Origin of the sequence: Streptomyces sp. Je 1-79, assembly GCF_025195125.1 — a bacterium.
Lineage (GTDB): Bacteria > Actinomycetota > Actinomycetes > Streptomycetales > Streptomycetaceae > Streptomyces.
On record NZ_JAMGSL010000017.1, the window covers coordinates 87,181 to 106,367 of the forward strand.

Annotated in this window: 17 protein-coding genes and 1 pseudogene; 14 read left to right on the forward strand and 4 right to left on the reverse strand. The window is 72.5% G+C overall.

The genetic code is table 11. From position 1 onward, the window contains the following. Positions 1-12 precede the first annotated feature (12 nt). On the reverse strand, positions 13-1,206 hold the full coding sequence (locus M5362_RS29380; RefSeq protein ID WP_260230845.1) for an MFS transporter: 1,194 nt from the start codon (positions 1,204-1,206) through the stop codon (positions 13-15). Between the two features lie 85 nt (positions 1,207-1,291). Here M5362_RS29380 and M5362_RS29385 point away from each other — a divergent pair, with 85 nt between their 5' ends. The 5 genes from M5362_RS29385 (at position 1,292) to M5362_RS29405 (ending at position 6,816) form a co-directional block, all read left to right on the forward strand. Next, positions 1,292-2,299 (forward strand): helix-turn-helix domain-containing protein, encoded by a 1,008-nt coding sequence (locus M5362_RS29385; protein ID WP_260230900.1) that lies wholly within the window; start codon positions 1,292-1,294, stop codon positions 2,297-2,299. A gap of 204 nt (positions 2,300-2,503) precedes the next feature. Then, on the forward strand, positions 2,504-3,565 hold the full coding sequence (locus M5362_RS29390; RefSeq protein ID WP_260230846.1) for an aldo/keto reductase: 1,062 nt from the start codon (positions 2,504-2,506) through the stop codon (positions 3,563-3,565). A 209-nt stretch (positions 3,566-3,774) separates the two neighbouring features. Next, entirely contained in the window at positions 3,775-5,004 is a 1,230-nt protein-coding gene (locus M5362_RS29395; protein WP_260230847.1) for a winged helix DNA-binding domain-containing protein, read from the forward strand. 175 nt (positions 5,005-5,179) lie between these two features. After that, complete coding sequence (locus tag M5362_RS29400) at positions 5,180-5,605, forward strand: YciI family protein (protein WP_260230848.1); 426 nt, start codon at positions 5,180-5,182, stop codon at positions 5,603-5,605. A 2-nt stretch (positions 5,606-5,607) separates the two neighbouring features. After that, the gene (locus tag M5362_RS29405) at positions 5,608-6,816 is read left to right on the forward strand and encodes an RNA polymerase sigma factor (protein ID WP_260230849.1); all 1,209 of its coding nucleotides are present in this window, start codon (positions 5,608-5,610) and stop codon (positions 6,814-6,816) included. Between the two features lie 20 nt (positions 6,817-6,836). On the opposite strand, the gene wrbA is transcribed toward M5362_RS29405, so the two are convergent. Continuing rightward, the gene (gene wrbA, locus M5362_RS29410) at positions 6,837-7,445 is read right to left on the reverse strand and encodes an NAD(P)H:quinone oxidoreductase (protein WP_260230850.1); all 609 of its coding nucleotides are present in this window, start codon (positions 7,443-7,445) and stop codon (positions 6,837-6,839) included. Positions 7,446-7,756: 311 nt separating this feature from the next. Between wrbA and M5362_RS29415 the strand changes: the two genes are divergently transcribed. The 3 genes from M5362_RS29415 to M5362_RS29425 all read left to right on the forward strand — a co-directional run bounded on the left by M5362_RS29415 (position 7,757) and on the right by M5362_RS29425 (position 10,322). After that, positions 7,757-8,164, forward strand: a complete 408-nt coding sequence (locus M5362_RS29415) for a YciI family protein (protein ID WP_260230851.1) — start codon at positions 7,757-7,759, stop codon at positions 8,162-8,164. After that, the gene (locus M5362_RS29420; protein ID WP_260230852.1) at positions 8,161-9,306 is read left to right on the forward strand and encodes an RNA polymerase sigma factor; all 1,146 of its coding nucleotides are present in this window, start codon (positions 8,161-8,163) and stop codon (positions 9,304-9,306) included. Before M5362_RS29415 ends, M5362_RS29420 begins: the two co-directional genes overlap by 4 nt. A gap of 206 nt (positions 9,307-9,512) precedes the next feature. Next, complete coding sequence (locus M5362_RS29425; RefSeq protein ID WP_308354921.1) at positions 9,513-10,322, forward strand: TetR/AcrR family transcriptional regulator; 810 nt, start codon at positions 9,513-9,515, stop codon at positions 10,320-10,322. On the opposite strand, the gene M5362_RS29430 is transcribed toward M5362_RS29425, so the two are convergent. Continuing rightward, a complete protein-coding gene (locus M5362_RS29430; protein WP_260230853.1) occupies positions 10,294-11,079 on the reverse strand; it encodes a TetR/AcrR family transcriptional regulator in 786 nt (261 codons plus the stop codon). The genes M5362_RS29425 and M5362_RS29430 overlap by 29 nt on opposite strands. Before the next feature lie 98 nt (positions 11,080-11,177). On the opposite strand from M5362_RS29430, the gene M5362_RS29435 reads away from it, so the two are divergent. The 5 genes and pseudogenes from M5362_RS29435 (at position 11,178) to M5362_RS29455 (ending at position 16,968) form a co-directional block, all read left to right on the forward strand. Beyond that, positions 11,178-13,448, forward strand: coding sequence for an excinuclease ABC subunit UvrA (locus tag M5362_RS29435; RefSeq protein WP_260230854.1), 2,271 nt, complete (start codon positions 11,178-11,180; stop codon positions 13,446-13,448). Positions 13,449-13,667: 219 nt separating this feature from the next. Next, positions 13,668-14,243 (forward strand): alpha/beta hydrolase, encoded by a 576-nt coding sequence (locus M5362_RS29440; protein WP_260230855.1) that lies wholly within the window; start codon positions 13,668-13,670, stop codon positions 14,241-14,243. A gap of 94 nt (positions 14,244-14,337) precedes the next feature. Further along, positions 14,338-14,577, forward strand: a pseudogene (locus M5362_RS29445) (prolyl aminopeptidase); the annotation flags it as partial. 110 nt (positions 14,578-14,687) lie between these two features. Continuing rightward, positions 14,688-15,290, forward strand: a complete 603-nt coding sequence (locus tag M5362_RS29450; RefSeq protein ID WP_260230856.1) for an HhH-GPD-type base excision DNA repair protein — start codon at positions 14,688-14,690, stop codon at positions 15,288-15,290. 115 nt (positions 15,291-15,405) lie between these two features. After that, positions 15,406-16,968, forward strand: a complete 1,563-nt coding sequence (locus M5362_RS29455; RefSeq protein ID WP_260230857.1) for a M28 family metallopeptidase — start codon at positions 15,406-15,408, stop codon at positions 16,966-16,968. A gap of 174 nt (positions 16,969-17,142) precedes the next feature. Here the strand turns inward: M5362_RS29455 and M5362_RS29460 are convergent, their stop codons facing one another. Next, a complete protein-coding gene (locus M5362_RS29460; protein WP_260230858.1) occupies positions 17,143-18,708 on the reverse strand; it encodes a DUF853 domain-containing protein in 1,566 nt (521 codons plus the stop codon). Positions 18,709-18,806: 98 nt separating this feature from the next. Between M5362_RS29460 and M5362_RS29465 the strand changes: the two genes are divergently transcribed. Further along, the gene (locus M5362_RS29465; RefSeq protein WP_260230859.1) at positions 18,807-19,103 is read left to right on the forward strand and encodes a type II toxin-antitoxin system VapB family antitoxin; all 297 of its coding nucleotides are present in this window, start codon (positions 18,807-18,809) and stop codon (positions 19,101-19,103) included. Positions 19,104-19,187: the final 84 nt, after the last annotated feature.

Consider the following 19,187-nt stretch of genomic DNA (forward strand, 5'->3'; position numbering starts at 1 on the left):
CCCCCGCCGCCCTCACGCCGCCAGTGCGTGTGCCGTGCGGGCGGATACTCGGCGTGTCAGGGCCAGGGTCGCCGTCGCTGCTGTCAGGCCCGAGGCCAGGGCTGCCCACCAGAGGGTCGACGGGCCGGCGCTCGTGTAGAGGGTTACTCCCAGGGTCAGGGCGGCGAAGCGGGCCATGCCCCAGGTCCAGCTGAACGCGCCCTGGTAGCGGCCGCGGGCGTGGGGCGGGGCCAGGTTGGCCACCACCGACGCGGCGATGCCCGCCACGCACACCTCGCCCAGGGACCAGACGACCACCGAGACCGTGAAGCCCACCACGCCGTCCGCGAGGCCCGTCATCGCCACGCCCGCCGCGATCAGCACGCTGCCCGCGCACTGGACCCTGAGCTGGGGCAGACGTGCCAGCCAGGCCGTGACCAGCGGCTGGAGCGCGACCACCAGGACCGCGTTGACCGCCGCCATCGTCCCGTACACCGCCGGTGAGAGACCGCTGTCGTGGACGGCGAGCGGCAGGGCGACCTCCGTGAGGGAGTAGACGAAGAGCTGGATGCCGAAGAGGGGCAGGAGCGCGAGGGCCAGCCGGTCCCGGAACACCACTCCGTAGCCGATGCCGTCCTTCTCGCCCCCGGCCGTCGCCTTCGCGCGCCGCGGCTCGCGCAGTCGCGTCGCGACCACCACCGCGTAGATCAGCATCGTGCCCGCGTCGACCGCGAAGAGCAGCCAGTAGCCCCGCGCCGCCAGGAAGCCGCCGAGCACGCCGGCCACCGCCGTACCGATGTTCACGCCCCAGCCGAACAGGGCGTACGCGCGCTGCCTGCGCTCCGCGTCGACGGCGTCGGCCATCAGTGCGTACGCGGCCGGGCCGACCAGCGCGCCCATCGCGCTGATCAGCAGCGCCGCCGCGGCCATCGTCCACACGCCCGGCGCCACGAAGAGCGCGCCCTGCGCCGCCGCCGAGCCGACGAGACCGAGGAGCATCGTCGGGCGGCGGCCGACGCGGTCGGCGAGGACGCCGCCGACCGCCGGGCCGAGCAGGTTGCCCGCGCCCAGGGCGCCGAGGACGTACGTCGTCTCGGGCCCCGTGACATCGCGCGCGGCGAGGAAGAAGACGAGGAAGGGCGTGACCATGTAGCCGAGCCGGTTGACGACCGTGCCGGCGAAGACGGTCCACACGGTGGGCGGGAGTCCGCGGAAGGAGGAGAACATGCGAGGACCATGCGCCCGGGACACCCGTGCCATCCATTGATTAAGCTCAGACCGAATCCATCTACGGTTCGGAGGCAGGGTGGAGATCGAGTCCGGACTCAGTTTCTCAGCCGCGGATCTGGCGCAGACGCGGTTCGCGGTCTCCCCCATGTGGGAGGTCGTCACCAGCTTCCGCCTCCTCAGAGCCCCCAACGAGCCGACCCTGCACCGCCGTTGGGCCGCTCAGGTACGACCTCGGCTCGCGCAGGCCGGCCTCGACAGGGGCTGGCTGGCCGAACTCGTCCCGGGCCACGGCTTTCTCGCCGACTTCCTCAACCCCACCCCCGCCACCCCCTTCCCCGCCCTCGCCGCCGAACTCGACGCGATCCGCGCCGCTGCCCCCGCCCAGGTGCGCAAGGACCTGGACATCCTCCGCTCCAAGGAGCCGGCGGCCGGGCACCGCCCCTCACCCCGGCTGCGGCTGCTGCGCGAGGCCCCCGAGGAGGCCCTGGAGAAGGTCGTCGCCGAGATCGAGACGTACTGGGAACTCGCCCTCGCCCCCTACTGGGCCCGCATCCGTCAGCTCCTCGAGGCCGATGTCTTCCACCGCGCCCGGCAGGTCGCCGAACACGGATCGGCGCGCGTCCTGAGCGAACTCCACGAGACCGTACGGTGGGACGACGGCACCCTGCACCTGGTCCGCCGTCACTGCGCGCTGACCCGCGACAAGGCCGGCTCCGGGCTGCTGCTCGTCCCCTCGGCGTTCGCCTGGCCGCGCGTCCTGACCCGCGCGGTCGCCCCGGACCCGCCCCAACTCGCCTATCCCGCCCGGGGTATCGGCAACCTCTGGGCGCCGCGCACCTCCGCCGCGACCGACGCCGTCGCCGCCGTCATCGGCCGCTCCCGGACCCTGCTCCTCACCGAGCTCGACACCCCGGCCTCCACCACCCGACTCGCCGCCCACTGCGGCCTGTCGGCCGCCGCCGTCTCCCAGCACCTCACCGCGCTCCGCAACGCCGGCCTCGTCACCGCGCACCGCAGCGGCCGCTCCGTCCTCTACGCCCGCACCGCGGTGGCCGACGCCCTGCTCGCCCCCTCGGAGGAACTCGTCTGACCCGGGGTATGGATGATCCGCCTCCGCTCCGGCACATGCCTGTCCGTCGCCGCACGGGCGGGTGGACGGGCGGGCGGCCGGCCGGGCGGGCGCCCACACGGGCGGCCGGGGCACTGTCGGCTCTTGCGCTGGAGTCCACTCCAGCTCCTAGAGTGCCGCGCGAACAACTGCACGCGACCACATGCCATACAGGGGGTTCGGGACATGCGTCATCGCGTACTCGGCGGGACCGGGATCGAAGTCAGCACGTACTGCCTCGGCACCATGATGTTCGGCGCCGTCGGCAACCCCGACCACGCGGACTCCGTACGGGTCATCCACGCCGCGCTCGATCACGGCATCAACTTCGTGGACACCGCCGACATGTACTCCACCGGCGAGTCCGAGGAGATCGTCGGCAAGGCCCTGCGCGACCCGCGCCGCCGCGCCGAGACCGTCCTCGCCACCAAGGGGTACTTCCCGATGGGCGAGGGCCCCGCACGCGGCGGGCTCTCCCGGCGCTGGCTCACCCGGGCCGTCGAGGACAGCCTGACGCGGCTCGGCACCGACTGGATCGACCTCTACCAGGTTCACCGGCCCGACCCCCGTACGAACATCGAGGAGACGCTCTCCGTCCTCGGCGACCTCCAGGCGCAGGGCAAGATACGGGCGTTCGGCTGCTCCACCTTCCCCGCCGAGGAGATCGTCGAGGCGCACGCCGTCGCCGAGCGGCGCGGGCTGCGCCGGTTCCGGACCGAGCAGCCTCCGTACTCGCTGCTCGCGCGGGGCATCGAGACGGCGGTGCTGCCGGTGGCGCAGCGGTACGGGATGGGCGTGCTGACCTGGAGCCCGCTGGCCTCCGGGTTCCTCGGCGGGAAGTACCGCAAGGGACGGCCGGTCGACCTGAGCGGCGGGCGCCCCGCGCTCACCCCGCACCGCTTCGACCCGTCGCTCCCCGGCAACGCCGCCAAGTTCGACGCGGTCGAGCAACTCGCCGCCCTGGCCGAGGAGATCGGCTGCTCACTGCCCGAGCTGGCGCTCGCCTTCGTCACGGCGCACCCGGCGGTGACCTCGGTGATCATCGGGCCGCGGACGGGGGAGCAGCTGGAGGGGCTGCTGAAGGGCGCGTCGCTCGTCCTCGACGACGACGTCCTCGACCGGATCGACGAGATCGTCCCGCCGGGGACGGACCTCTACCGGGCGGACGGCGTCTGGCGCCCGCAAGCCCTGACGGACGCGTCCCTCCGCCGCCGCCCGACCGCCGACCGCGCCGCCGCGGCGGGCTGAGGGGGCCGGAGGGTGAGGAGCCGGCAGGGTGAGGAACCGGCAGGGTGAGGAGGCGGCAGGGTGAGGAGCCGGCGGGCTGAGGGGGCCGGGGGGTAAGGCGGCGGGCCGGCACGAGCCTGCGCGGGCGGAGTGAGAGACCCCGGCCCCCGTCGGCGGCCGCGTGTTCGAAAGGGCGTCTCCGGGGCTGCGGCTGAGCCATGCTTGCCCGTATGGGGACCCACACACGGCGCCGCATCGACGCCGACGAACGAAGGGCCCGGCTGGCCGTACGCCACCGGCTGGCCGGCGCGGCGCGGGCATCGAGTGCGGAAGAGGTCGCCGGGGCCCTGGTCGCCCTGCACGCGACCGACCCCGCGAGCGTGTTCCTCGCCGTCGGGGCACGGCTGGCCGAGGAACGGGGGGCCGAGGGTCCGGTGGCCGGGCTGGAACGGGCCCTGTACGAGGACCGGACGCTGACCCGTATGCACGGCATGCGGCACACGCTCTTCGTCTTCCCGACCGCCCTCGTCCCCGCCGTCCACGCCTCGACCACCCGCGACGTCGCCGCCCGGGAGCGCACCATGCTGCTCAGGGACCTGCGCAAGGGCAGCGAGTACGACGAGGCCTGGCTCGCCGAGACCGAGCGGCTGCTCCTGGCCGAGCTGGCGGTACGGGGCGAGGCCACCGGGGCCGAGCTGGGCGGGGCCGTCCCCCGGCTGCGCGCGCAGTACGTGTACGGGGTCGGCACCCGCCAGGAGGGGCCCCAGTCGCTCTCCAGCCGGCTGTTGCGGGTCCTCGGCATGGAGGGCCGGATCGCGCGCGGCCGGCCGCAGGGCGCGTGGACCTCCAGCCGCTTCCGCTGGGCGCCGACGCCCCGGCAGCCCGATCCGGCCGACGAGGACGCCCACGCCGAACTCGTACGGCGGTGGCTGGCGGCCTCCGGTCCCGCGACCGAGGCGGACCTGAAGTGGTGGACGGGGTGGAAGGTGACCGACGTCCGCAAGGCTCTCGCGGCGATCGGCGCGGAGCCGGTGGAGCTGGCGGAGGGTACGGGCCATGTCCTGCCGGACGACGTCGATCCCCCGTCGGTATCCCCCGAGCCGTGGGCGGCGCTGCTCCCCGCCCTGGACCCGACGGCGATGGGCTGGCAGTACCGCGACTGGTACACCGACCCGGCGCACAGGGCCGCGCTCTTCGACCGCAGCGGGAACATCGGGCCGACGGTGTGGTGGAACGGCCGCGTCGTCGGCGGCTGGGCCCAGCGCCCGGACGGCGAGATCGCGGTCCGGTTCCTGGGCGGCGACGGGACCGGGGGCGGAGGGGAGGGCGTCGGCGGTGTGGGCCGTGAGGCGAAGGCGGCCGTCGAGGCGGAGGCGGAACGGCTGCGCGGCTGGGTGGGCGCCGTGCGGGTGACGCCCCGATTCCGTACGCCACTGGAACGGGAACTCTCGGGCGGCTGACGCCCCGAACCCGCAGGCCGGTGACGCCCCCTGCCGCCTTCTCTGGTTCCCCCGGGTGGAATCCCGGGAAAACCGCACCCTGTCCCGGCGAGGTGTCGAGAATCGGCACGCGGCTCCGACGTCCCCTGTGAAAGGCATCCGGGAACGGGTGAGGCCACCACCGAAGGAGAACGTCATGAAGTACCTCGTCATGGTGCAGGGATCGCAGGCCGACTACGACGTCATGAGCGGCAAGTCCACCGGGCAGGGCCCCCGGTGGAGCGAGCAGGACATGAAGGCGATGTTCGAGCACATGGGGTCGATCAACAACGACCTCGCGGAGTCGGGCGAGCTGGTCGACGCCCAGGGGCTCGTCGAGCCGGCCAGGACCCGGTTCGTGTCCGTCGACAAGGCCGGGCAGCCGGTGATCACCGACGGGCCGTACAGCGAGACGAAGGAGCTGCTCGCCGGCTACTGGGTGCTCGACTGCGCGAGCCTGGAGCGGGTCACGGAGATCGCGGCGCGCGTCGCCCGGTGCCCGCAGCCCGACGGGGCGCCGGAGTACCCGGTGGTGATCCGCCAGATCGACGAGCGGTCCGCGACCGAGATGCTCGCCGGCTGAGCGTGGAGGAGAAGGAGCCGGTCGAGGACCTGCTGCGCCGCCACGCGCCGCAGGTCCTCGGCGCGCTCGTACGCCGGTACGGGCACTTCGACGCCGCTGAGGACGCCGTACAGGAGGCCCTGCTGGCCGCGGCACGGCAGTGGCCCGAGACCGGGACGCCCGCCAATCCGCGCGGCTGGCTGATCCGGGTGGCCTCGCGGCGGCTGACGGACCAGCTGCGGGCGGACGAGGCGAGGGCCAGGCGGGAGGAGACGGCCGCGCGCCTCGAACCCCGCGAGACCCGGGCGGCGCCGTCCGACGACGACACCCTGACGCTGCTCTTCCTCTGCTGCGACCCGGTGCTCGCGCCGGCCGGCCGGATCGCACTGACGCTGCGCGCGGTGGGCGGTCTCACCACGGCGGAGATCGCCCGGGCCCATCTCGTACCGGAGGCGACGATCGCCCAGCGGATCAGCCGGGCGAAGGCGAAGCTGCGCGACCGCCCGTTCCATCCTCCCGGTCCCGAGGACCGGGACACGCGCCTGGCCGCGGTCCTCCATGTGCTGTACCTGATCTTCAACGAGGGCTACACCGCCACCTCCGGCGCGGCCCTCCACCGGGCCGACCTGGCCCAGGAGGCGATCCGCCTGACCCGGGCCGCCCGCAGACTGCTCCCGCGCGAGGCCACGGTGACCGGGCTGCTCGCGCTGATGCTGCTCACGGAGGCCCGCAGCGCCGCCCGTACGGGCCCGCACGGCGAGCTGATCCCGCTCGACGAGCAGGACCGCACGCTCTGGGACCGGGCCGCGATCGAGGAGGGTACGGCGCTGGTGGAGGAGGCCCTGACCGAGGGGCCGCCGGGTCCGTACCAGCTCCAGGCGGCGATCTCCGCGCTCCACGACGAGGCCCGCGTGCCGGAGGACACGGACTGGCCGCAGATCCTCGCCCTGTACGACGTCCTGATCGCCGACTGGCCCGACCCGATGGCCGAACTGGGCCGCGTGGTCGCCGTCGCGATGGCACACGGCCCGGAGAAGGCACTCACCGAACTCGCCGCCCTGGAGCCCCGGCTGAAGGACCACCACCGCCTCGCCGCCGTCCGGGCGCACCTCCTGGAACGCACCGGCGACCTGCCCGCGGCCCGCGAGGCCTACCAGGAGGCGGCCCGCCTCACCCTCAGCCTCCCGGAGCGCCACTACCTCAACACCAGGGCCGCCCGCCTGGCACCCTGAGCCGCGGCCGTCCAGAGAGGTCAGTCCGTGGCGAGGCCCTTCAGGCGCTTGGCGATCTTCGTCAGGCGCTCGCCCTGGTAGCGCGCCGCCTGGAGCGTGTTCTCGTCCGGGGCGCCGTTGCCGCCCGGGTGCGAGGTGCCGTAGGGGTTGCCGCCCGCCGCGTAGACGGACGCGTCGGTGAAGCCGGGGGAGACGATGACCGAGCCCCAGTGGTGGAAGGTGTTGTAGAGCGCGAGCAGCGTCGACTCGTTGCCGCCGTGCACGTTGTGGGCGCTGGTGAAGGCGGTCGCGGGCTTGTCCGCGAAGGCGCCGGCGGCCCACAGGCCGCCGGTCGTGTCGATGAACTGCTTCAGCTGGGCGGCCACGTTTCCGTACCGGGTCGGCGAACCGAACGCGTAGGCGTCGGCCCACTCCAGGTCGTCGAGCGTGGCGGTCTCGATGTCCGCGGTGGCCTCCACATGGGCGCGCCAGGCCGGGTTGCCGTCGATGGCGGCCTCCGGGGCCAGCTCGGTCACGCGACGCAGCCGGACCTCCGCGCCGGCCTTCTCGGCGCCTTCGGCGACGGCCTGGGCGAGGTGGTGCACGCTCCCGGTGGCCGAGTAGTAGATGACAGCGACCTTGACGGACATGACGAGCTCCCTCTAACCGGATTTGCTTCCGTTTCAGTGGTCCGAGGTTAAGCGGATAGCCTTCCACTTCGCAAGGGGAACCCGGGATGTCGGCGGGGCCGCTGACGGTCAGGGCCTCGCCGGACGCGAACACGTGGCCGTGGGCCGCCGACGTGCGCGAGCGGGCCCGAGCGCGGAGTCTTTTGAAGTCCGCCTGAAGTCCGCCGGAAAAATTTCGCGAGGGATGTCGAGGGATGTCGAGAACCCGCGCGCGGCTCCGTCCCAGGAGCGAACACGGCCACAATGGGCCGTACCTCACCAGGGAGATCACCATGGCCAAGTACCTGCTGCTCAAGCACTACCGGGGCGCGCCGGCATCGGTCAACGACGTGCCGATGGACCAGTGGGAGCCGGAGGAGGTCTCGGCGCACCTGCAGTACATGCGTGACTTCGCCGCCCGGCTCGAGGAGACCGGCGAGTTCGTCGACAGCCAGGCGCTCTCCCCCGGGGGCACCTTCGTCCGCTACGACGGCGAGGGGCGGCCGCCGGTCACCGACGGCCCGTTCGCGGAGACCAAGGACCTGATCGCCGGCTGGATGGTGATCGACGTCGAGACCTACGAGCGTGCGGTCGAGCTGGCCGGCGAGCTGTCCGCGGCTCCGGGTGCGGGCGGGAAGCCGATCCACGAGTGGCTCGAACTGCGCCCGTTCTACGGCGTGCAGCCCACGGTCACCGAGTGAACGAGCCGCTGCTCCGGGAGCTCGTGCCGGCGGTGATCGGTGTTCTCGTCCGTCGCGGAGCCGACTTCGCGGCGGCCGAGGACGCCGTACAGGAAGCCCTGGTCGAGGCCGTGCGCGGGTGGCCGGACGACCCGCCGCGCGACCCCAAGGGCTGGCTGGTCACGGTGGCCTGGCGGAAGTACCTCGACGCCGTCCGCGCGGACACGTCCCGGCGGCGGCGGGAGGAGCTGGTCGAGGCCGAGCCGCCGCCCGGCCCGGGCGGGACGGTGGACGACACGCTCGCGCTGTACTTTCTGTGCGCGCACCCGTCCCTGACACCGGCCTCGGCCGTCGCGCTCACGCTGCGCGCGGTCGGCGGTCTGACCACACGGCAGATCGCGCGGGCCTACCTCGTGCCGGAGGCGACCATGGCCCAGCGGATCAGCAGGGCCAAGCGGACCGTCTCCGCCGTCCGGTTCGACCAGGCCGGTGATGTCGCCACGGTGCTGCGCGTGCTCTACCTGGTCTTCAACGAGGGTTACTCCGGCGACGTCGACCTCTCCGCCGAGGCGATCCGGCTCACCCGCCAGCTGGCGGCCCGGACCTCCCACGAGGAGGTCGCGGGGCTGCTGGCGCTCATGCTGCTCCACCACGCACGGCGCCCCGCGCGGACCGGCCCGGACGGCAGGCTCGTGCCGCTGGCCGAGCAGGACCGCGGCCTGTGGAACACCCGGCTGATCACCGAGGGCGTCGAGGTGCTCCAGGCCGCCCTCGCCCGCGACCGCCTGGGCGAGTTCCAGGCCCAGGCGGCCGTCGCCGCGCTCCACGCCGACGCCCGGACGGCCGAGGAGACCGACTGGGTGCAGATCGTCGAGTGGTACGACGAACTGGTGCGCCTCACCGACAGCCCCGTCGCCCGCCTCAACCGGGCCGTCGCGGTCGGCGAGGCCGACGGCCCGCGGGCCGGCCTGGCCGCCCTGACGGAGCTCGATCCGTCCCTGCCCCGGCACACCGCCGTCGCGGCCTATCTGCATGAACGTGACGGTGATCCGGTGACCGCGGCCCGGCTCTACGCCCAGGCCGCCCGATCGGCGCCGAACATCCCCGAACGCGACCACCTCACGCGACAGGCCGCCCGGCTCAACGCGCAGCTGCGCGGGTGAGCGGGTGAGCGGGTCAGCGGGTCAGCGGGTGAGCGAGCCGGTACGGCCGTGGTCGGCCGCCGTGTGGGTTTCGGCCCTGGGTGCGGGGGCCCTGGGTTCCGCTTCGATGCCGTCCGCAACACTCAGAACCGGATAGTGCTCCGTTATGCTCGTGACAGGGACCGACCGAGGGGGTTCGGAGCGAAGGGCAGGCGGAGGCGGACATGATGAGCGCGAAGGAAACCCGGGCGGACAGAGCCCAGGACGCGGGCCACGTGGGCGGCACGGACGCCGCCGGCGACGCCAAGCAGGCCGGGGAGGCCAGCCAGGCCGGGCACGCCAAGCAGGCCGGGCACGCGGGCGACGCCAAGCAGGCCGGGCACGCAGGCGACGCGGACGCCGCCCAGCCCGTCAGCCTCATCGCCATACCCCCCACCACCCCCGGGATCCCCCTCCTCCCCACCTCCGGCCGCGCCGCCCCCGAGCGGGCCGACGCCGCGCGGAACCGGCGGAAGATCCTCGACGCCGCCGCCCGGCTCGTCGCCGAGGTGGGGCCCGCCGCCGTCACGATGAACCAGGTCGCCCACGCCAGCGGTATGGGCGTCGGCACCGTCTACCGCCGCTTCGGCGACGTCTCCCAGCTCCTGTGGGCGCTCCTGGACGACCGGGAACGGCAGTTCCAGGAGGCGTACATGGGCGGCCCGCCCCCGCTCGGCCCCGGTGCCCCCGACGACGAGCGGCTGCACGCCTTCCTCGACGCCCTCGTCGACCGGGTCCTCGAACAGCGCGAGCTGCTGCTCGCCGCCCAGGCCGCCGCCCCCAGCGCGACCTACACCAGCGGCGCGTACCTCGCCATGCACACCCACGTCACGCTGCTGCTCTCCCGGCTCCGGCCCGCGGGCGACAGCGCGCTCCTGGCCCACATGCTGCTCGCGCCGTTCTCGCCGAGCCTGATGCACCACCTCACCGTCGAGCGCGACGTCACCGCCGACGAGCTGAAGGCCGGGGTCAACGCCCTGCTGCACCTGGGGGGATGAGCGCCGCGAGCCCGTCCAGGACCCGGGCGAGACCGAACCCGTAGGCGTACTCGGGGCTGTACATGCCCTGGTACGCGACGGCCGCCGCCTCCCCCACCCGCGACGCCAGCGGGAAGCGCTCCTCGTCGAACATCCGGGCCAGCAGCGGCGCGTGGGCGTCCCACCACTCGTGGTCGGACATCGCGCTCTCCCGGTCCACGGCCCGCGCGTCCAGCTCCGCACGGGCGGCGGACTGCACGAAGCCCAGGAGGTGGGCCAGCGCCGAGTCCATGGCCACGTCGTCGAGGCCGAGCCCCTCGAAGGCGCCGAGTTCGTGTTCGTACTTCGTCATCACGCCCGGCCCGAGCGGTGGCCGGTGGACCCGCAGCTCCGCCAGCCAGGGGTGGCGGAGATAGAGCGCGCGGTTGCCGTCGGCGACCGCTCTCACCCGCTCCCGCCAGGGCTCGTCCGGCGCGAAGGCGGCCCGTTCCATCCGCAGGAAGACGAGGTCCAGCATCAGATCGAGCAGCTCGGCCTTGCCGGGGACGTACGTGTAGAGCGTCATCGGGGTCACGCCGAGGCGCTGCGCGACCGCGCGCATGGAGAGCGCGTCGAGGCCGCCCTCGTCGGCGAGGGCGACGGCCGCCTCGACGACGGCGTCGACCGTCAGCCCCTGACGCGGCCCGCGGCGGCCCGCCGGGGCGCTCGCGGCATCCCGCCACAACAGCTCCAACGTCCGCGCCGGATCCCCCGCCCCGCTGCTCCGTTCCTTCGCCATGCCGTCCATTCTCGCAGGTCAGACTCGTTCCTCATTACTTCGTACGCTGTATAGAGTAACGTGGCACGGGTACGGGACCACTATCGGAGGGCGCAGCCATGACCACCCCCGCCGCAGCGGACAACCACCACGTCATCCAGGTCCGCGGGGCCCGCGAGAACAACCTGCGGAACGTCGACGTCGACCTGCCCAAGCGCCGCCTCACCGTCTTCACCGGCGTCTCCGGCTCCGGAAAGTCCTCGCTCGTCTTCGGCACCATCGCCGCCGAGTCGCAGCGCCTGATCAACGAGACCTACAGCGCCTTCCTCCAGTCCTTCATGCCGGCCCTCGGCCGCCCGGACGTGGACGGCCTGCACAACCTGAGCGCGGCGATCGTCGTCGACCAGGAGCGGATGGGCGCCAACTCCCGCTCCACGGTGGGCACGGCGACCGACGCGTACACGATGCTGCGGATCGTCTTCAGCCGCCTCGGCACCCCGCACGTCGGCACCTCCGGCGCCTTCAGCTTCAACCTGCCCGAGGGCATGTGCCCGCGCTGCGAGGGGGTCGGCCAGATCTCCGACATCGACGTCGACGAACTCGTCGACCGCACCAAGTCCCTCAACGAGGGCGCCATCACCGTCCCGGGGTACGCCGTCGACTCCTGGATGTGGCAGATCATGGCCGGCTCCGGGTTCTACGACCCCGACAAGAAGCTCGCGGACTTCACCGAGCAGGAGTGGGAGGACTTCCTCCACAGGCCGTCCTGCAAGGTGCGGGTCGGCAGCAACAACTTCACCTACGAGGGCCTGGTGGTGAAGCTCCAGCGGACCGTCCTGGTCAAGGACCGGGACGCCATGCAGGCCCACATCCGCGCCTTCGTCGACCGGGCCGTCGTCTTCCGCACCTGCCCCGACTGCGCGGGCACCCGCCTGACGCAGGCCGCGCTGTCCTCCCGTATCGACGGGGTGAACATCGCCGAGTGCTCGGCGATGCAGATCAGCGACCTCGCCGGCTTCGTCCGCCGGATCGACGACCCCTCCGTCGCCCCGCTCCTCGCCGGCCTGCGCGAACTGCTCGAATCACTCGTCGAGATCGGGCTCGGCTATCTGAGCCTGGACCGGGCCTCCGGCACGCTCTCCGGCGGCGAGGCGCAGCGCGTGAAGATGGTGCGCCACCTCGGCTCGTCCCTCACCGACGTCACGTACGTCTTCGACGAGCCGACCATCGGGCTGCACCCGCACGACATCCGCCGTATGAACGACCTGCTGCTGCGGCTGCGCGACAAGGGCAACACGGTCCTCGTCGTCGAGCACAAGCCGGAGGTCATCGAGATCGCCGACCACGTCGTCGACCTCGGCCCGCGGGCCGGTACGGGAGGCGGCGAGATCTGCTACTCCGGCGACGTGCCGGGCCTGCGCGCCTCCGGGACGCTGACCGGCGCGCACCTCTCCCACCGGGCGAAGCTCCGGCCCGAGGTACGGCCCCGCACGGGCTCGCTCTCCATCACGGACGCGGCCCAGCACAACCTGCGGAACGTGAGCGTCGAGATCCCGACCGGCGTCCTGACCGTCGTCACGGGCGTCGCCGGCTCCGGCAAGTCCTCGCTCATCCACGGCAACCTGCCGGGCCGCGAGGGGGTCGTCGTCGCCGACCAGTCCCCGATCCGCGGCTCGCGGCGCTCGAACCCGGCGACGTACACGGGCCTGCTGAACCCGATCCGTACCGCCTTCGCCAAGGCCAACGGGGCCAAGGCGGCTCTCTTCAGCGCCAACTCGGAGGGAGCCTGCCCGAAGTGCAACGGGCTCGGGCTCGTCTACACGGACCTGGCGATGATGGCGGGCGTCGCGTCGGTCTGCGAGGAGTGCGAGGGGAAGCGGTTCACGAGTGCGGTGCTCTCCTACACCCTCGACGGGAAGAACATCCACGAGGTCCTGTCGATGTCGATCGAGGAGGCGTACGACTTCTTCACCGCCAAGGGCCAGGCCCGTACGATCCTCGGCCGGCTGAAGGACGTCGGCCTCGGCTACCTCCGGCTCGGCCAGCCCCTCAACACCCTTTCGGGCGGTGAGCGCCAGCGGCTGAAGCTGGCGATCCACATGGCGGAGAAGGGCGCGACCTACGTACTCGACGAGCCGACGACCGGCCTCCACCTGGCCGACGTCGACCAGCTCCTCGCCCTCCTGGACCGTCTCGTCGAGGCGGGCAACACGGTCGTCGTCATCGAGCACCACCAGGCGGTCATGGCCCACGCGGACTGGCTGATCGACCTCGGCCCCGGCGCGGGTCACGACGGCGGCCGGATCGTCTTCGAGGGCACGCCGTCGGAACTGGTCGAGAAGGGCGACACCCTGACGGCACGTCACCTTCGGGAGTACGTGGGGGTCTGAGCGCTCACAGGGGCTGCGACGGGGTCGACACCGGTAGGTCCACCAGGTGCGCGGCCGGGTTCCGTGCCGCGAGGAACGCCTCCAGGGTGCCCTCCGGCGCGGGTCCCAGCCGGTTGACCACGACCGGCGGCCGCCGAGGGCGGGGCCCAGGTCCGCCATGCCGTCCATGGAGCGAAACCATCTGGACCCTGCACGCACCCGCACCGCACTATCACTGGCATGGCGACCTTCCTCCTCCTCCACGGCTTCCAGAACCACCGTCCGCCCGGCCACTGGCACCACTGGCTCGCCGGCCGGCTCTCCGCACGCGGCCACGCGGTCCGCTATCCCCAACTGCCGGAACCGGACGCCCCGGTCCTGGAGGACTGGCTGGCGGCGCTGCGGGAACAGCTGGAGCGGCCCGCCGACGGCGAGTTCGTGGTCGTCGCCCACAGCCTCTCCGTCCTCCTCTGGCTGCACGCGGCGGCCCGGACCCCGGACGGCCTTCCCGTCGACCGGGTCCTGCTCGTCGCCCCGCCCTCCCCCGCCGTGACGGCCTCGATCCCCGAGATCGCCGCGTTCGCGGAGGGGCTCGACCTCGGTTCCGTACGGCTCAAGGCACCGGCCCGGCTCGTCTACGCCGCCCAGGACCCCTACTGCCCCGAGGGCGCCGACGTCCCCTACGGGATCCCGCTCGGCCTCGACATGGACCTCGTCCCGGGCGGTGAACACCTCACCCCGGACTCCGGGTACGGGGAGTGGCCGTCGGTCCTCCAGTGGTGCGAGGACCCTGATACGCGGCTGGCGCCCCGGTAGGGACCGGCTCGTCCGCTGATCCTGGCGTACGCGGAGGCGTACCCCGAGCGGGTGTCGGAGATCGTCATCGCGGCGGGTGACCACGACCCGCCGCTCGGAGACGGCCTGGCTGGAGGAGGGCGCCCTCGTCCGCGACGCGCACCGGCTCGCGGGCATCCCGGGCGTGCTGATCCACGGCCGTCAGGACATGGGCAGCCCGTCGGTCACCGCCTGGGAGCCGGCCCGCGCCTGGCCGGACGCCGAGCTGCACATGGTGGAGTCGGCGGGCCACCTGGGCGGCGAGCGGACCCGCGCGCTGATCCTCTCGGGCCTGGAGCGATTCGCGCAGCCGTGACCGGGCCTGAGGGGTGCCCGGGGCGGGGGCGTGCCGGGCGGTCGTCGGCGGTGTGACCGTATCGGGTGACAGGCCGTGCGGGGAGTCCTCGGCGGCGCGATGATCGGATCATGACCACCGAGATCCATCTCGCCCAGCAGCCCGAGGCCGACGAGCTGCTCGGGCGCTCCCCGCTCGCCGCGCTCGTCGGCATGCTGCTCGACCAGCAGGTGCCCATGGAGTGGGCGTTCTCCGGGCCGTACACGATCGCGCGGCGGCTCGGCACGGACGATCTCGACGCGGGACAGATCGCCGCGTACGACCCCGAGGCCTTCGGGGCGCTGCTCTCCGACAAGCCCGCCGTGCACCGCTATCCGGGGTCGATGGCCAAGCGGATCCAGCAGCTGTGCCAGTTCCTCGTCGACGAGTACGGCGGTGACGCCGAGGCCGTCTGGGCGGACGCGGGGAGCGGGAAGGAACTGCTCGCCCGGCTGAAGGCGCTGCCCGGTTTCGGGATGCAGAAGGCACAGATCTTCCTGGCCCTGCTGGGCAAGCAGTACGGCGTACGACCCGAGGGCTGGCGCGAGGCGGCGGGAGCCTACGGCGACCAGGGCTCGTACCGTTCGGCCGCCGACATCACCGGGCCGGAGTCGCTGGCGAAGGTGCGGGCTTTCAAGCAGGAGGCCAAGGCGGCCGCAAAGGCGGCGAAAGCACAGAAAGCATCAGGGAATTGATCGTTCCGGATGTCAATCCTGCTAAATCCGACATGAATTGTGCCGGAGCTGTTCACAGGAGCCGTCAGAGATCGCTAACTTCCCCTCAACCTCGCTAACATCGGGAAGGACCTCTGTGAACGCATCCTCTCGCAGAGCCGCGGCCACCCTGGCCGCAGCCGCACTCGCCACCCCGCTCCTGCTGGCCGCCGCTTCCCCCGCCACCGCCACTCCGGATCCCGGGGCCAAGCCCGCCCGGGACGCCGCGAAGCTGGCGAAGAAGCTGGTCCGCGAGACGTCCGGCAAGGACGCCTACCAGCACCTGCAGAAGTTCCAGGCGATAGCCGACTCGGCCGGCGGTCACCGCGCGGCCGGATCGCTCGGGCACGACGCCTCCGCGGCGTACGTGTACCAGCAGCTGAAGAAGGCCGGCTACAACGTCTCGTACCAGAAGTTCAGCTTCATCTACACCGAGACGCTGGCCGAGAAGGCCTCCGTCGTCTCCCCGGCGCCCCGTGCGCTTCCGATCGCGGCGATGACGTACACGAAGTCGACGCCGGTCGGCGGCATCAAGGCCGACCTCGCGGCCGCGCCGGTCGACGCGGACGGCACGAACGGCTGTGAGCCGGGCGACTTCGCCGCGGGCGCCTTCACGGGCAAGATCGCCCTGGTCAAGCGCGGCGGCTGCACCTTCGCGGTCAAGCAGGAGAACGCGGCCGCGGCCGGTGCCGTGGGCGCGATCATCTACAACAACACCGACGGCGCCCTCTCCGGCACCCTCGGCGACCCGGCCGCCGGCAAGATCCCGACGGGTGGCATCACCCAGGCCGAGGGCGACAAGCTCGCCGCGGACCTCGCCAAGGGCCCGGTGAACCTCTCCTTCGAGATCCGTCAGCTCCAGGAGAACCGCACCACCAACAACGTCATCGCGGAGACCAAGGGCGGCAACGCCGCCAACACCGTGATGCTCGGCTCGCACCTGGACTCGGTGACCGCCGGCCCCGGCATCAACGACAACGGCTCCGGCTCCGCGGGCCTCCTCCAGGCCGCCCTGGAGCTCGCCAAGTCGAAGGACAAGGTCCGCAACAAGGTCCGCTTCGCCTGGTGGTCGGCGGAGGAGAACGGCCTGCTCGGCTCCGAGCACTACGTCGCGAACATGAGCGAGCTGGACAAGAAGGAAGTCAAGCTCTACCTCAACTTCGACATGATCGCCTCGCCGAACTACGGCCTGTTCGTCTACGACGGCGACGACTCCGACAACACCGGCGCAGGCGCGGGCCCGACGGGCTCCGCCCAACTGGAGCGGGACATCACCGACTTCATGGACAAGCGCGGCCTCCCGCACGAGGGCACCGACTTCACGGGACGCTCGGACTACGGGCCGTTCATCGAGATCGGCATCCCGTCGGGCGGCACCTTCACCGGCGCCGAGGGCATCAAGACTGCGGCGCAGGCGGCCAAGTTCGGCGGTACGGCGGGGGTCGCGTACGACGTGAACTACCACGCGGCCGGTGACAACCTGTCGAACGTCAACATGAAGGCCTTCGACGCCAACATCGACGTCATCGCCAACGCCGTGGGCACCTACGCCCACGACATCAGCTCCCTCAGGCGCCCGGTCGTCTCCGTCCCGACGGAGGGCGACGCGGGCAGCGGCGGCGGCCTGCACGAGGACCACGGCCACGAGGTCACGGAGTAACGACCCCGCTCCCAGCGGAGATCCGCTTCCACCGGAGCAGCAGCCTCACCGGAGCGACGGCCTCGACCGGAGCGGCAGCCTCCATCGGAGGCCCGCTCCCACCGGAGCGACAGCCTCCACCCGCGCCATGCCGGGCAGGGCCCGGACCCCCCACGGGGTCCGGGCCCTGCCCGTTCACCTTCTCCGCCGCGCCGTGCCGAAGAGCGAGCGGCTGATCTCGCGGCCCAGCTGCGTCCCGATCGACCGCGCCAGCGACGTGAACATCCCGCTCCCCGCCACCTGCTCGGCGAGCGACGGGTCCTCCTTCCGCGGGGCCCGCGCCGACGTCTTCGCGGCCTTCTCCGCCCGCGCCTCCTCGGCCGCCCTCAGCGCCGCCTCCTCCGCCGCCCGCTGCTCGGCCGTCAGCTTCTCGTACGCCGACTCCCGGTCCACCGCCTCCGCGTACCGCCCCCAGAGGACCGAACCCTTCACCGCCGCCTCCAGCGCGTCCGCCGCGATCGGGCCCATCAGGGACTCCGGCGCCCTCAGCCGCGTCGCCGCCACCGGGGTCGGCGCGCCCGTCTCGCTCAGCACGGTGATCACCGCCTCGCCCGTACCCAGGCCGGTCAGGACCTCCTCCAGGTCGTAGGCCGACTTCGGGAACGTCCGTACCGTCGCCTTCAGCGCCTTCGCGTCGTCCGGGGTGAACGCCCGCAGCGCGTGCTGCACCCGGTTGCCCAGCTGCGCCAGCACGTCGCCGGGCACGTCCTTCGGCGTCTGGGTGACGAAGAAGACCCCGACCCCCTTCGAGCGGATCAGCCGCACCGTCTGCGTGATCGCCTCCAGGAACGCCTTCGACGCCCCGTTGAACAGCAGGTGCGCCTCGTCGAAGAAGAAGACCAGCTTCGGCTTCTCCAGGTCCCCGACCTCCGGCAGATCCCCGTACAGGTCCGCCAGCATCCACATCAGGAAGGTCGAGAACAGCTGCGGCTTGTCCTGCACCGACGGCAGCTCCAGCAGGGACACCGTCCCGCGCCCGTCCGGCGCCGTCCGCAGGAACTCGGCCGTGTCGAACTCCGGCTCCCCGAAGAACCCGCCCGCCCCCTGCTGCTCGAACGCCGTGATCGACCGCAGGATCACCCCGGCCGTGACGGTCGACAGGCCGCCGATCCCCTTCAGCTCCGGCTTACCCACGTCGGAGACGAGGAAGGCCACCACCGCCCGCAGATCCTTGAGATCCACGAGCTCCAGGCCCTTCTGGTCCGCGTAGTGGAAGATCAGCCCGAGCGACTGCTCCTGCGTCTGGTTGAGCTGGAGCACCTTCGACAGCAGGACGGGCCCGAAGCTCGTCACCGTGGCCCGTACGGGAATCCCCTGACCGACGCCCCCGAGCCCGTAGAACTCGCAGGGAAAACCCCTCGCCACCCACTCCTGGCCCACCTGCGCCGCGCGCTCCCTGACCCTCTCGCCCTCCGCGCCCGGCGCGGAGATCCCCGAGACGTCGCCCTTGATGTCGGCGAGGAAGACCGGCACCCCGTTGGCGGACAGCTGCTCGGCGACCAGCTGGAGGGTCTTCGTCTTGCCCGTGCCGGTCGCGCCCGCGACCAGGCCGTGGCGGTTGAGCATCGGCAGCGGGATGCGGATGCGCGCGTCCGGGTGACATTCGCCGTCCCAGAGCAGAGCGCCCAGCTCCAGCGCGGGTCCGGAGAAGGCGTACCCCGCCGCGATCTCACCGGTCGGAGACTGTTCGCTGACGCTCATGGCAGGACCCTTAATGCCGGAATCATCACGGTTTGCCCCAGCATCCCACCGGCTCCGCGTGGCTGCGCCGGGAGCCGCTCGCCCGGTAGGCTTTCCGTGTGATCTTCAAGCGCATCGGACAAGGCCGGCCGTACCCCGACCACGGCCGGGAATCCACCCGGCAGTGGGCGGACGTCGCCCCGCGCCCGGTCCGCCTCGATCAGCTGGTCACCACGAAGGGCCAGCTGGACCTGGAGACGCTGCTCGCCGAGGACTCCACCTTCTACGGCGACCTCTTCGCGCACGTCGTGAAGTGGCGGGGCGACCTCTACCTCGAGGACGGACTGCACCGCGCGGTGCGCGCGGCGCTCCAGCAGCGGCAGGTACTGCACGCCCGCGTCCTCGAGATGGACTGACGCGGCGCCCGCCGTTCCGNCCCCTTCGCGACGCGCCGTTCCGCCCCTTCGCGACGCGCCGTTCCGCCCCTTCGCGACGCGCCG